Raw genomic sequence first — 14563 nt, 5'->3', positions numbered from 1 at the left:
ATGAGCAAGCCGCGCGCGACCGTTGCGACAAGCGGGCCGGACGGACTGGCGCCAGCCGGCGATGTCGCGGCGATTGTCGCCGGCACGCACGGCGATCCGTTTGCCGTGCTTGGCGTGCATGAGGCGGGAAAGGGCTTTGTCGCCCGCTGCTTCGTCCCTCATGCCGAGTTCGTCACCGCCTATACGCTGACCGGCAAGAAGGCCGGCGAGCTGTCGAGACGCGACGACCGCGGTTTCTTCGAAGGCAAACTGTCGCTGCGCAAACGCCAGCCGCTGCGCTATCACGCCAGGAATTCCGGCGGTGACTGGTGGCTGACCGATCCATATTCCTTCGGTCCCGTGCTCGGCCCGCTGGACGATTATTACATCGCCGAAGGGTCGCATCTCAGGCTGTTCGACAAGCTCGGCGCCCATCTCATCGACCATGAAGGTGCATCGGGTGTGCATTTTGCGGTGTGGGCGCCCAATGCAAGGCGCGTCTCGGTGGTCGGCGACTTCAACGAGTGGGACGGCCGCAGGCATACCATGCGCGTCCGCCGCGACACCGGCATCTGGGAGCTGTTCATTCCCGACATCGGCGCTGGCCGCCCATATAAATATGAAATCATCGGGCCGGATGGCGTGAGATTGCCGCTCAAAGCCGATCCGTTCGCCTTCAAGTCCGAACTGCGCCCGGCCACCGCCTCGGTGACGGCGCTGCCGCCGGCGCACGAATGGGGCGACGAGGCGCACCGGAACTACTGGCGCAATGCCGACCACAGGCGCGAAGCCGTATCGATCTACGAGGTCCATGCCGGGTCATGGCGGCTTCACGACGACGGCAGCTTCCTGTCGTGGGACGAGCTCGCCGAGAGGCTGATCCCTTACGTGGTCGAGACCGGTTTTACCCACATCGAATTCATGCCGATCTCCGAACACCCTTATGACCCGTCCTGGGGCTACCAGACGACGGGTCTTTATGCGCCGACTGCCCGCTTTGGCGATCCGGACGGTTTTGCCCGCTTCGTCGACGGCGCCCACCGTGCAGGCATCGGCGTCATCCTTGACTGGGTGCCGGCGCATTTCCCGGTTGACGAACACGGTCTGGCAAAGTTCGACGGTACCGCGCTCTACGAACATGCCGATCCGCGCAAGGGCTTCCATCCCGACTGGAACACAGCGATCTACAATTTCGGCCGTCGCGAAGTGATTTCGTTCCTGGTCAACAATGCGCTGTTCTGGGCCGAGAAATATCACGTCGACGGACTGCGCGTCGATGCGGTCGCCTCGATGCTTTATCTCGATTATTCGCGCAAGGCCGGTGAATGGATTCCCAACGAGAAGGGCGGGCGAGAGAACCTCGAAGCGGTCAGCTTCCTGCAGCGGATGAACAAGGAGGTCTACGGCCACCATCCAGGTGTGATGACCATCGCCGAGGAATCGACCTCGTGGCCGAAAGTCTCGCAGCCGGTGCATGAAGGCGGACTGGGCTTCGGTTTCAAGTGGAACATGGGTTTCATGCATGACACTTTGGAGTATTTCTCCAAGGAGCCGATCTTCCGCAAGCATCACCACAACGACATCACCTTCGGCCTGGTCTACGCTTTCAGCGAGAATTTTGTGCTGCCGCTGTCCCATGACGAGGTGGTGCACGGCAAAGGCACGCTGCTCAACAAGATGGCCGGCGACGACTGGCAGAAATTCGCGACGCTGCGGGCCTACTACGCCTTCATGTGGGGTTATCCTGGCAAGAAGCTGTTGTTCATGGGCCAGGAGTTCGCACAGCGCCGCGAGTGGAGCGAGGCGCGCGCGCTCGACTGGAACCTGCTCGATTTCCGGTTCCACCGTGGCGTCTGGCAGACGGTGCGCGATCTCAACTATCTCTACCGCTCGCGCCCCGCGCTGCATGCCCGCGACTGCGAGCCGGAGGGCTTTTCCTGGCTGATCGTCGACGACAGCGCGAACTCGGTCTTTGCCTGGCTGCGCAGCGCGCCGGGCGGCAACCCGGTCGCCGTCATTTCCAACTTCACGCCGGTGCCGCGCGACAATTACCGCGTGCCGTTGCCGCAGGCCGGAAAATGGCGCGAGATCATCAACACCGATGCCACGGATTATGGCGGTTCCGGCAAGGGCAATAGCGGCGTCGTCGAGGCTCGGGCGGAAGGGGGAGGGATTTCGGCGACGATGCTTTTGCCGCCGCTGTCGACGATCATGCTCGAATTCGTCCCGGACTGAGCTATGTCTGGAGCATCTAACCTGGGAGGATAGGAATGGCTGAAATAAAACGAACACAGCCGCTGGCACGCGACGCCATGGCTTATGTGCTGGCAGGCGGCCGTGGCAGCCGGCTCAAGGAACTGACCGACCGCCGCGCCAAGCCGGCGGTCTATTTTGGCGGCAAGACCCGCATCATCGATTTCGCGCTCTCCAATGCGCTCAATTCCGGTATCCGCCGCCTCGGCGTCGCCACCCAGTACAAGGCGCATTCGCTGATCCGCCATCTGCAGCGCGGCTGGAACTTCCTGCGGCCCGAGCGCAACGAGAGTTTCGACATCCTGCCTGCCAGCCAGCGTGTATCGGAAACGCAATGGTATGAGGGCACGGCCGACGCCGTTTACCAGAACATCGACATCATCGAGGCCTACGGGCCGGAATACATGGTCATCCTGGCCGGCGACCACATCTACAAGATGGACTACGAAATGATGCTGCGCCAGCATGTCGAGGCCGGCGCCGACGTCACCGTCGGCTGCCTCGAAGTGCCACGCATGGAAGCCACCGGCTTCGGCGTCATGCATGTCGATCCCAAGGACACCATCATCTCCTTCATCGAAAAGCCCGCCGATCCGCCGGGCATTCCCGACAAACCGGATTTCGCGCTGGCCTCGATGGGCATCTATGTGTTCAAGACCAAATTCCTGATGGAGCAATTGCGTCGCGATGCGGCGGAGCCCGGCTCGAGCCGCGACTTCGGCAAGGACATCATCCCCTACATCGTCGAGCACGGAAAGGCGATCGCCCATCGTTTTGCCAAATCCTGCGTGCGCTCGACCGCCGAGAACGAGGCCTATTGGCGCGACGTCGGCACGGTCGACGCCTATTGGGAGGCCAATATCGACCTGACCGACATCACGCCGGAACTCGACCTTTACGACCGCGATTGGCCGATCTGGACCTATGCCGAGTTGAAGCCGCCGGCAAAATTCGTGCATGACGAGGATGGCCGCCGCGGGTCGGCCGTGTCGTCTCTCGTGTCGGGCGATTGCATCGTTTCGGGCGCTTCGCTGAAGCGAAGCCTGATCTTCACCGGCGCGCGCATCAATTCCTATTCGACGCTGGAGGAGGTCGTCATGCTGCCGGACGTCCATGTCGGCCGCAACGCCAGGCTGAAGCGCGTGGTCATCGATCACGGCGTCAGGATCCCGGAGGGTCTGGTGGTCGGCGAGGATCCCGTCCTCGACGCCAAGCGTTTCCGCGTTTCGGAAAAAGGCATCTGCCTCGTCACGCAGGACATGATCAACAGGCTGGGATCGTAGTGCATGCAGGTTCTGTCGGTGGCGCCCGAGATCTTTCCGCTGGTCAAGACGGGCGGGCTCGCCGACGTGACCGGCGCCTTGCCCGTGGCATTGGCCGGCAAGGGCGTCACCATGCGCACGCTCGTCCCCGGCTATCCTCAGGTGATGGGCGCCTTCAGGAAAAAGAAGCCGGTTCAGCAATATCCATTGCTGCAGGGCGGCAAGGCTTCGGTGTATGCCGCCCAGATCGCCGGGCTCGACCTGTTCGTGCTTGACGCGCCGCATCTTTTCGACCGTCCCGGCGGCCCATACGGCAACGCGACAGGCGCCGACTGGCCGGACAATTGGCGCCGGTTCGCGGCCTTGAGCCAGGTAGGCGGTGATATTGCCGGCGGTGCGATCTCGGGCTACCTGCCCGATATCGTCCATGCCCATGACTGGCAGTCGGCAATGACGCTTGCCTACATGCGCTACGGCAAGGCGGTCGGCACGCCGTCGATGATCACCGTGCACAACCTCGCCTTCCAAGGCCAGTTCGGCGCCGGCATCTTTGGCGAGCTTGGCCTGCCGGCGGCGGCGATGGCGCTCGACGGCGTCGAATATTACGGCGGCGTCGGCTTCCTCAAGGCCGGCCTGCAGGCGGCGTGGGCGATCACCACGGTCAGCCCGACCTATGCGCAGGAAATCCGCTTGCCCGAATTCGGCATGGGCCTCGACGGCCTGATCAACATGCGCTCCGTCGATCTCCATGGCATCGTCAACGGCATCGATACCGAGATCTGGAACCCGGAAACCGACAAGCATCTGGTCTCCAACTACACCGCAAAGACGCTCAAGGCGCGAATGCCCAACAAGGCCGCGGTCGAGGACCGTTTCAGCCTCGATCGCGATGACAGCCCGATCGTCTGCGTCGTCAGCCGGCTGACCTGGCAAAAGGGCATGGACATACTGGCTGCGGCCATCGACGGCATCGTCGCGGCAGGTGCACGGCTGGCGATCCTCGGCTCCGGCGACGCTGGGCTGGAAGGCGCGTTGCTTGCCGCCGCAGCCCGCCATCGCGGCCGCATCGGCGTCGTCGTCGGCTATGACGAGGGACTCTCCCACACCATGCAGGGCGGCTGCGACGCAATCATTATCCCATCGCGCTTCGAACCTTGCGGGCTGACACAGCTTTACGGCCTGCGCTATGGCTGCGTGCCGGTCGTCGCGCGCACCGGCGGCCTTGCCGACACGATCATCGATGCCAACGAAGCCGCCATCTCTGCCGGCGTGGCGACCGGTTTCCAGTTTGCGCCCGCCAATGCCGGCGCCTTGCTGCACGCCGTCCGCCGCCTTGTCGAGGCGCGTGCCAATCCCGCAGTGTGGACGTCGATGCAGCGGCAAGGCATGAAGGCCGACGTTTCGTGGGACAAAAGCGCCGAAAAATATGTCCAACTCTATCGCTTGCTGCTTTCGAAAAGGGCTGCCTGACTGATGATCCGCACCGTCGCCACCAAACCCTATCCCGACCAGAAGCCCGGCACGTCCGGGCTGCGTAAAAAGGTCCCGGTGTTCCAGCAGGAGCACTATGCCGAGAACTTCATCCAGTCGATCTTCGACGCGCTGGACGGGTTCGAGGGCAAAACCCTGGTGATCGGCGGCGACGGCCGCTTCTATAACCGCGAGGTCATCCAGAAGGCCATCGCCATGGCCGCGGCAAACGGCTTCGGCAAGGTGATGGTCGGGCAGGGCGGCATCTTGTCGACGCCGGCCGCTTCGCATGTCATCCGCAAATACGAGACCTTTGGCGGCATCATCCTGTCTGCCAGCCACAATCCGGGTGGCCCGCATGAGGATTTCGGCATCAAGTACAATGCCGGCAATGGCGGCCCGGCGCCGGAAAAGCTGACCGACGCGATCTTCGAAAAAACCAAGGCGATTTCAAGCTTCAAGATCGCCGATATCGGGCAGGTCGACATCGACACGATCGGCACGGTCAAGACGGGGGACATGACCGTCGAAATCATCGATCCTGTCGCCGACTATGCCGAACTGATGGAAAGCCTGTTCGATTTCGACGCATTGCGGGCGCTGTTCAGGTCGGGCTTCCGCATGCGCTTCGACGCCATGCATGCGGTGACCGGCCCCTACGCCAAGGAGATCCTCGAAAACCGGCTCGGCGCGCCCAACGGCACCGCCCGCAATTTCATTCCGCTGCCGGATTTCGGCGGCCATCATCCCGATCCCAATCTGGTGCACGCAAAACACCTCTACGACGAGATGATGGGGCCGGATGCGCCAGACTTTGGCGCCGCCTCGGATGGCGACGGCGACCGCAACCTGATTATCGGCAAGGGAATTTTCATCACCCCGTCGGATTCGGTGGCGATGCTCGCCGCCAACGCCCATCTGGCGCCGGGCTACAAGGCGGGGCTGAAAGGCATCGCCCGCTCGATGCCGACCAGCGGTGCTGCCGACCGGGTCGCCGAAAAGCTCGGCATCGGCATCTACGAGACGCCGACCGGCTGGAAATTTTTCGGCAATCTGCTCGATGCCGGCATGGCAACGATCTGTGGCGAGGAGAGTGCGGGGACCGGCTCCAACCATGTCCGCGAAAAGGACGGCCTGTGGGCTGTGCTTTTATGGCTCAACATCCTTGCCGTTCGCGGCGAAAGCGCCAAGCAGATTGTCACCCAGCATTGGACGGCCTATGGCCGTAACTATTATTCGCGCCACGACTACGAGGAGGTCGAGACCGATCGTGCCAACGCGCTTGTCGGCGAGTTGCGCGCCAAGCTCGGCTCGCTGCCTGGCACCCGCGTGCGCGGCATGACGATCGCCAGCGCTGATGATTTCGCCTATCACGATCCGGTCGACGGCTCGGTCAGCAAGAACCAGGGCATCAGGGTGTTGTTCGAAGGCGGCTCACGCGTCGTCTTCCGCCTGTCCGGCACCGGCACCTCGGGCGCGACGCTGCGGCTTTATGTCGAGCGCTACGAGCCGGACAAGAACCGCCACGATCTCGACACCCAGGAGGCGCTTGCCGATCTGATCGCGGCGGCCGACGACATTGCCGGGATTCGCAGCCATACCGGCCGCGCCAAGCCGAGCGTCATCACCTGATGTCGTCGGGACTATCCGCCGGCTATCGTCCGCGATTTGGCGGGCTTGCCGGGGAGGGCGGTATCCGCTTCGCCGCATGGTCCTCGTCGGCTCGGCGCATCTGGGTTTCGATTTTCGACGAACACGGCAACCGCGAAGTCGACCGGCTGGAACTCCAGTCGGAAGACGAGGGCGTCCATGCACTTTTTGTTGCCGGTCTCGCCGCCGGGACCCGATACGGGTTCCGCGCCGATGGCGACTACGCGCCGGAACACGGTCTCTGGTTCGATCCCGACAAGCTGCTGGCCGATCCCTATGCCGTCGAGATCGACAGGCCCTATGCCTATGACGGCCGGCTCGCCGCGCGCCGAGGCGAGGGGGCCGACACTGCGCCGCTGATGCCGAAAGCCATCGCCGGCGCCTTGCCGGAACCCTTGCCCGCCTTGCCGCCGCTGTTTCGGCCCGGCGGCCTTATCTACGAAGTGCCGGTACGCGCCTTCACAAAGCTGCATCCCGCCATTCCCGAGAAGCAACGCGGCACCATTGCAGCGCTCGCTCACCCCCTCGTTGTCGAGCATCTGCAAAAACTCGGCGTGGCAGCCATTGAGTTGATGCCGGTGACTGCATCGATCGACGAACGGCATTTACCGCCGCTCGGTCTGCGCAACGCCTGGGGTTATAATCCCGTGACCTTCATGGCGCTCGATCCGCGACTGGCGCCCGGCGGTCTGGCCGAGTTGCGCGGAACGGTCGCCGCGCTGCGCGAGGCCGGCATCGGCACCATTCTCGACCTGGTGTTCAACCACACCGGCGAAAGCGACCGGCTCGGCCCGACATTGTCGCTGCGCGGGCTCGACAGCCGCGCCTATTATCGGCACGAGCCGGACGGCGCTCTGGTCAATGACACCGGAACCGGCAATACGCTCGCCTGCGAGCATCCGGTCGTCCGGGAAATGGTCCTCCACACGCTTCGCCACTTTGTCCAGCGCGCCGGTGTCGACGGATTCCGCTTCGACCTGGCGCCGATCCTCGGCCGCGTCGACGGCGTTTTCGACGCCGATGCGCCGCTGCTGAACGCCATTCGCAACGACCCTGTTCTTGGCGACCGGGTGCTGATCGCCGAGCCTTGGGATATCGGACCGGATGGCTATCAGCTCGGCAATTTTCCGCCGCCCTTCCTCGAATGGAACGACAAATACCGCGACGATATCCGCCGCTTCTGGCGCGGCGACGGCGGCATGATCGGTGCCCTGGCGACGCGGCTTGCCGGTTCGTCCGACGTCTTTGCCAAAGCAGGCCAGACAACGAGCCGCAGCATCAACTTCATCGCCGCGCATGACGGCATGACGCTGGCCGATATCGTCGCTTATGGGCACAAGCACAACGAGGCCAATGGCGAACTGAACCGCGATGGTCACGACGACAACCTGTCCTGGAACGATGGCGTCGAGGGCGAGACCAGCGACCAGTCAATCGTTACGGCCCGTTTCGATGACCAGCGCGCGCTGCTGGCGACGCTCTTTGCCTCGCGCGGCACGATCATGCTGACGGCCGGCGACGAGTTCGGCCGCACGCAGCGCGGCAACAACAACGCCTACGCGCAGGACAATGACATCACCTGGCTCGACTGGGCCGGGCGCGACCTGGCGCTCGAGCATCATACGGCTCTGCTCGCCAGGATGCGTCGCGCCGTGCCGGCGCTCTTGGACACAGCATTCCTGACCGGAGAACAGCCTGCGGGTTCGGAAATCCCAGACGTAGCCTGGCTGACGGAAACCGGCGTGCCGTTCGAAGAGGCAGCCTGGGACGATGCCAGGCGGCACCGGCTGGTCATGGTTCTCGGTAGCGGTGAGAACAGTCGCCTTGCGGTGGTCATCAATGGCGACCGCCGGGCCTGCATGTTCACGCTGCCGGAACGGGCGGGTTTTCATTGGCGCCCAGCTATCGAACCGGATAGTAGCGATATCTCGCGGCCGGTGCCTGGGCGAACAGTCCTGTTCATGATCGAAAGCAGGCCCGCGCGGGCGGGCGCAGGGGAGAGCCATGATGGCTGACAATGCCGAATGGTGGCGCGGCTGCGTCATCTACCAGATCTACCCGCGCTCCTTCCAGGACACGACAGGCGACGGCAGCGGCGATCTCAGCGGCATCACCTCGAGGCTGGCCCATGTCGCATCGCTCGGTGCCGACGCCGTTTGGCTGTCGCCTTTTTTCAAGTCGCCAATGGCCGATATGGGTTACGACGTTTCGGATTACTGCGCCGTCGATCCGATGTTCGGCACATTAGAGGATTTCGACGCACTGATTGCGGAGGCGCACCGGCTCGGCCTGAAGGTGATCATCGATCAGGTCTTGTCGCATTCGTCGGATCGGCACGAATGGTTCGTCGAAAGCCGCACGAGCCACGACAACCCCAAGGCCGACTGGTACGTCTGGGCCGATGCGAAGCCCGACGGCACCGCCCCCAACAACTGGCTGTCGCTTTTCGGCGGCCCGGCCTGGGAATGGGACGCAACGCGCAGGCAATATTACCTGCACAATTTCCTCGCCTCGCAGCCGGACCTGAATTTCCACAACCCGCAGGTGCAGGACGCCTTGCTGGAAACGGTGCGGTTCTGGCTGGAGCGCGGCGTCGACGGTTTCCGGATGGATACGGTCAACTATTACGTCCACGACCGCTGGCTGCGCAGCAACCCGCCTTTGGCGGAAAGCGTCGCCGGCACCAATACGGCAACCAGCCCCTATCTCTATCAGGAGCATCTGTTCGACAAGAGCCAGCCGGAAAACCTTGCTTTCCTCAGGCGCTTCCGGGCCTTGATTGACGAATATGAAGGCCGCGCCGCTGTCGGCGAGATTGGCGACGAAACGCGTTCCTTGCAGACACTCGCCGCCTATACCGGCGGTGGCGACAAGCTCCAAATGTCCTACACCTTCGACCTGCTCGGCCCGCAATTCTCGGCGTCTCATGTGCGTGGCTGTGTCGAGGCCTTCGAGAGTAAGGTGTTCGACGGCTGGGTTTGCTGGGCGTTCTCCAACCACGATGTCGTGCGCCATGTCAGTCGATGGACAAGGCCGGGCGGCGATCCGGACAGGGTGGCGAAATTCTCGATCGTGCTGCTTTCCTGCCTGCGCGGATCGATCTGCCTCTACCAGGGCGAAGAACTCGGGCTGGAGGAGGTCGAACTGGCGTTCGAGGATTTGCGTGATCCTTTCGGCATCCGCTTCTGGCCGGGGATCAAGGGGCGGGATGGGTGCCGAACGCCGATGGTCTGGGAGGCTGGCGCCGACAATGCCGGCTTTTCGACGGGCAAGCCGTGGCTTCCGGTCCCGGCAAGCCATCGCGACCGGGCGGTCGACGTCCAGGACGGCGAGCAAACCTCCGTCCTGGCGAGCTACCGGGCGATGCTGGCCTTGCGCAAGCAGCATCCGGCGCTGGTTCGAGGCTCGATCCGGTTCCTCGATGCCGAAGGCGACGTCCTGGCTTTCATTCGCGAAGGCGGTGACGAAAAGCTGCTCTGTGTCTTCAATTTCGCCGACGAGCCGGCCGGCTGGCAATTGCCAACGGATCTGGAAGCGATAGAGCCGAGAGATCTTGGCGGTGCTGCCGGCGTCTTGCAGGAAAGAACTCTGTCGCTGCCGCCGCTGGGCTGCTTCCTCGGCCGGATTGGCTGAGCTCTATTTCATCATCTCATTGAACAAGCACGGAGCGCCCGCAAGTCGCGCCGACAACCCGCACATCGGCCTCGCCGACATGCACGCCGACAGCTGCAAGCACGTTATAGACCAGTTCGTCGACCGGCGCCGTCACGCCGTTCAGAACCGTTACCACCGCCGGCTTAACCGTTCCGAGCAGGGCCGTCACGTCCAGCCCGAGGCCCAGTGCATTGACCGAGAGCGAGAGGCCGCTGACCAGCGATGTCGTGAGTGATTGCGTCAGGTTTTTTGTGGCGACAGTTTTTATCGTCTTGTTGGCGATATCGGTGCTGTCGAACGTCAATGTGGTCGGATCGTTGTTGGTGATGGCAAGTGATGACGAACCCTTCACATCAAGCAGATTGAGGGTAAGCAGCAGAAGCTTCACGCTTACCTGGGCAATCGTGGCATCGGAGAACGATTGCGGATTGCTGAAATCGGCGAAGGCCGATGGGTTGTTGTCGGCGTCGCTGGCGGCAAGGTGCAGCGAGGCCACGCCAGGCTGCGCGGCGATCGAGACCTTGATGCTATCCGGCCGGCCGGTCGGGCAGCTGATGTCGGTTAGCTTGGCTTCCGCATAGGCGACTTCGACATGCAGAGGCAGGTTGACGGACAGCAGGCTGATGCCGCCGCCGAGATTGGAATTGCCGATGCCCACTGTGGTGACCAGCTTGATGCGCGTCTGCGCGGTGCGCACCACGGTGCCTTTTTCCCCGACGGCCAGCCAGGGTGAGTATTGCATCGGTTCACCGATGGCGATGGCGAGCGTGGTGGAGGTAAGTCCCGGAATAGTGGCGCCGAGATCGACCTGGACCTGGTTTGAGCCATTGGCCAGCGAGGCGGCGGCACCCAGCATGCCCATCGCGCTTGCGTCGACGGAAAAGCCGGGAGACTTTTGTCCGAGGCCGAGCCTGCCGATCGAGCCAAGATCGATAAGATGACTGAGGGGTATCTTGACCGTGTTGGTGGCCCTCGACGCGATCGTCTGCAGCACAAGTTTGCTGGCGCTGCCCGACCCGGACGCATTGGCCATGGCGGTCGCGATCTGGCCTACCGTCGCTTTTGACGCCAGCACGTCGGAATAGCTGACACCTGTCAGTTGCAACTGTACGGCAAGGGCATCGACGAACGAAAGCACGTTTACATCGGCCGAGATCAGCGCGTTGTAGTCCATGACGCTGAGCGAAATGTTGGCGCCCAGCAACTTGCTGAGAAGCGCGTTGAGGATGCCGCCATTGACGCTGAGGAGCCTGGACCCGACCGAGAACATCGCTTGCGGGGTCACGCTGGCAATGGCTTCGGTGCCGACAACCGGAGTAGGGATGAGCGAACTGGCAAAATACCGGGCGGGGATTTTTCGCAGAGTGACGCGAACGGCGTTGTAAGGCGTTTTGCCGGCTTCGAAGCGCTTGTCGACACCAACGGAGGACGCCGCTGAGTATCGGCCGCCGGTGACCGACACGACGGTTTTGCCAACCGTGGGAACGATTGTCTGACCTGCCTTTTGAACAATGATGCCGGGCATTCGGTTGTCACTGAGCGTGGTTACCGCCGCGGCTTCCAAATTGTTGATGTTCGACGCCGCGGTGATCGCCGCCAGATCGGTCATCGCCTGGGCTTCCCTGCGCTCCGTGTAGATCGAACCTTCGTCGACAGCAAAGGCAGCCAGCCCCAGCGCGAATGGCGCTGTCAGCGCCGTCATGACGGCAAAGTTCGCCTTCTTGTCGCCAACCATCGAGCGAGCGATCCGCCCGATGCTCCTCAGCAAGAACTGCGACATTTCAAATGCCTCCAATCCTGATGGTAGATCTGCGCGACATCGTGGTTTGCGGCATCGCAAGGCTTGGTAATAGGTTCCAGATCGGCAGGTTGCTGGCATCGTACTGGATCGACACGACGAACTGATTTCCGTCGGCCGTGCTGTCCGTCGCCTGATAGGTCAGCTTGCCGGAATCGACAAACGGGTATCCACTGGCATTGTTTTTGACGAAACTCGCCACCAGCGCCTGGCGCTCGGTTTGATTCAATCCGGCAATTGCGGTGCGGGCGGCATCGGCGGCGATTTGCTGCAAGGAGTTGCTTGCACCAAAATAGATACCATATGCAACCATTCCGAGCAAAAGAAGGATAAAGATTGGGGAAAGCAGGGCGAACTCGACCGCGGAAGTTCCGGACTCTTCTCCAATTTTGCGTAGATTCGTCCGTATGTGGCGCAGTATTTTACGCTTCAATGCGACAGTATTACTGTCTATCTTGTTCATTGCCCTTGCCCGTTGGAACCCAAGGTCGATGTGCCGATTCCATCGAAATTTGTAACCCTTGGTTGCCTAAGAACCAATTAATACATTCCGGTAAACTGAAAAGATCGGCCAGATTATTTCCCAGATCGGCGTTCTGGCCAGGAAACCCAGTCAAACTCATGGTTTCGACCATTGATTGGCCGCCCGCAAAACGACTGCCCCGGCCCCCTTACTTTGGGTGACCCCGAGAGTCTGTTGAAATAAAAAATCTCCACGTTACTGTTTGGCCACCAGCTGCCGGAAAGGGAACCGGCTGCGCGCTCGAAAGGAACCAGCCAATCGGTTTCGGGGCGTCAACACTTAGAGACGTGGCCGAAGGGCGACGTCGTTAGGGAGAACTCCATGCTGAAACATGTGCTGAAGGCGACGGTACTCGCCACGACCATGGTCTTGGCTGCCGGTACGTTCTACACGCCGGCTTTCGCCGAGACCGTCTACAACCGCGGAGCCGCCGCCGAAGCGGAGACGCTCGATCCGCACAAGACCTCGACGGTCTACGAAGCCGATATCATACGCGACCTGTTCCAGGGCCTCGTCATGCATGACCAGAAGACGAATCTCATTCCGGGCGCCGCTGAAAGCTGGACGGTGTCCGACGACGGCACTGTCTACACCTTCAAGCTGCGCAAGGACGGCCTCTGGTCGGATGGCAGCCCGGTGACGGCGGACGACTTCGTTTATTCGTTCCGTCGGCTGGAAGATCCGGCCACCGCTGCGGAATACGCTTCCATGCTCTATCCAGTGAAGGGTGCCGAGGAAGTCAACACCAAGAAGGGCAAGCCGGAGGATATGGGCGTCAAGGCGATTGACGCAAATACCCTCGAAGTCACGCTCAAGGCGCCAACGCCTTACTTCCTGGAGATGCTGACCCATCAGGCGACCTATCCGGTTAACAAGGCGTCTATCGAAAAGCTTGGCGCCGACTGGATCAAGGCAGGCAAGCTGGTCTCGAACGGGGCCTTTACAGCGGCAGAGTGGATTCCCAACGACCATCTGAAGCTGGTCAAGAATCCGAAATTCTGGGACGCCGCCAGCGTCAAGTTGGACGTGGTCAACTACATCCCGACCGAGGATCGCTCGTCCGCGATGAAGCGCTTCGAGGCCGGCGAATTCGACAGTTACGGTGACCTGCCGACCGAACAGCTCGCCGATCTCAAGACCAAATTCGGCGACCAGGTCCGTGTCGGGCCATATCTCGGCATCTACTATTACGCGATCAAGACCGACAAGGCGCCTTGGGACAACGTCGAACTGCGCAACGCTATCTCGATGGCGATCGATCGCGACTTCCTCGCTGAAAAAGTCTGGCAGAATTCGATGCTGCCCGGCTATTCGATGGTCCCTCCGGGTATCCAGGGCTACACGCCGGCACTGGCCAAATACGCCGACATGCCGCAGATCGACCGCGAGGACGCTGCCAAGAAGATCCTCGAGAAACTCGGCTATACACCCGAGCATCCGTTGAAGATGCAGATCCGCTACAACACCTCGGAAAACCACAAGAACACCGCTGTCGCCATCCAGGAACAGTTGAAGCCGCTTGGCGTCGAGGTCACGCTGCTCAACACCGACACCAAGACCCACTACTCCTTCCTCGAGCAGAAGGGCGACTACGATGTGGCGCGTGCCGCCTGGATCGCCGATTACAAGGACCCGGAAACCTTCCTCGGCATATCTCGCAAGGCCAGCGGCAACAATTATTCGAGCTATAACAGCCCGAAATTCGAGGCGGCCATGGACAAGGCTGCCGCCGCCGGCGGCAAGCCCGACCAGCGCATGAAGGAACTCGCCGAGGCCGAGCGCATCCTCGTCGACGACGTCGGCGAGATCCCGCTTCTCTACTACAGCTACCACGACATCGTTTCCTCGAAGCTGCACGGCTTCGACGACAATGTGATGGACATCCATCCGTCCCGCTTCATCAGCAAGGACTGATCCCTTAGCCAGGCCGCCGCGCGACTCAATGCGCGGCGGCGCCGGTTTGCCATCGCATCG

At 62.0% G+C, this 14563-nt stretch carries 9 protein-coding genes; 7 read left to right on the top strand and 2 right to left on the bottom strand.

Annotation, left to right across the window (positions count from 1 at the left end; genetic code table 11):
- From glgB to bglA, 6 genes are read left to right on the top strand one after another with little or no spacing between them, the layout of a single operon-like run.
- Positions 1-2214 (top strand): 1,4-alpha-glucan branching protein GlgB, encoded by a 2214-nt coding sequence (gene glgB / locus NKH60_RS07055; protein ID WP_352871592.1) that lies wholly within the window; start codon positions 1-3, stop codon positions 2212-2214.
- 35 nt (positions 2215-2249) lie between these two features.
- On the top strand, positions 2250-3515 hold the full coding sequence (glgC, locus tag NKH60_RS07050) for a glucose-1-phosphate adenylyltransferase (RefSeq protein WP_352490794.1): 1266 nt from the start codon (positions 2250-2252) through the stop codon (positions 3513-3515).
- A 3-nt stretch (positions 3516-3518) separates the two neighbouring features.
- Positions 3519-4964 (top strand): glycogen synthase GlgA, encoded by a 1446-nt coding sequence (gene glgA, locus NKH60_RS07045; protein WP_352832930.1) that lies wholly within the window; start codon positions 3519-3521, stop codon positions 4962-4964.
- Positions 4965-4967: 3 nt separating this feature from the next.
- Complete coding sequence (locus tag NKH60_RS07040) at positions 4968-6596, top strand: alpha-D-glucose phosphate-specific phosphoglucomutase (RefSeq protein WP_352470957.1); 1629 nt, start codon at positions 4968-4970, stop codon at positions 6594-6596.
- Entirely contained in the window at positions 6596-8629 is a 2034-nt protein-coding gene (gene glgX, locus NKH60_RS07035) for a glycogen debranching protein GlgX (RefSeq protein ID WP_352871589.1), read from the top strand. Before NKH60_RS07040 ends, glgX begins: the two co-directional genes overlap by 1 nt.
- Positions 8619-10247 carry a beta-galactosidase BglA gene (gene bglA / locus NKH60_RS07030; RefSeq protein ID WP_352871587.1) on the top strand — a complete coding sequence of 543 codons (1629 nt, stop codon included), beginning with the start codon at positions 8619-8621 and terminating at the stop codon, positions 10245-10247. The genes glgX and bglA overlap by 11 nt, the downstream gene beginning before the upstream one ends.
- A gap of 16 nt (positions 10248-10263) precedes the next feature.
- On the opposite strand, the gene NKH60_RS07025 is transcribed toward bglA, so the two are convergent.
- Both NKH60_RS07025 and NKH60_RS07020 read right to left on the bottom strand, forming a co-directional pair.
- Positions 10264-12048 (bottom strand): pilus assembly protein TadG-related protein, encoded by a 1785-nt coding sequence (locus NKH60_RS07025; protein WP_352832921.1) that lies wholly within the window; start codon positions 12046-12048, stop codon positions 10264-10266.
- A 1-nt stretch (position 12049) separates the two neighbouring features.
- A complete protein-coding gene (locus NKH60_RS07020) occupies positions 12050-12529 on the bottom strand; it encodes a TadE family protein (RefSeq protein WP_084641571.1) in 480 nt (159 codons plus the stop codon).
- A 381-nt stretch (positions 12530-12910) separates the two neighbouring features.
- Between NKH60_RS07020 and NKH60_RS07015 the strand changes: the two genes are divergently transcribed.
- Entirely contained in the window at positions 12911-14503 is a 1593-nt protein-coding gene (locus NKH60_RS07015; RefSeq protein WP_352771877.1) for a peptide ABC transporter substrate-binding protein, read from the top strand.
- Positions 14504-14563: the final 60 nt, after the last annotated feature.

Origin of the sequence: Mesorhizobium sp. M1006, from assembly GCF_040318825.1 — a bacterium.
Lineage (GTDB): Bacteria > Pseudomonadota > Alphaproteobacteria > Rhizobiales > Rhizobiaceae > Mesorhizobium.
The sequence above is the reverse complement of the archived record's forward strand: the minus strand, read 5'-3'. Positions and strand labels throughout refer to the sequence as shown.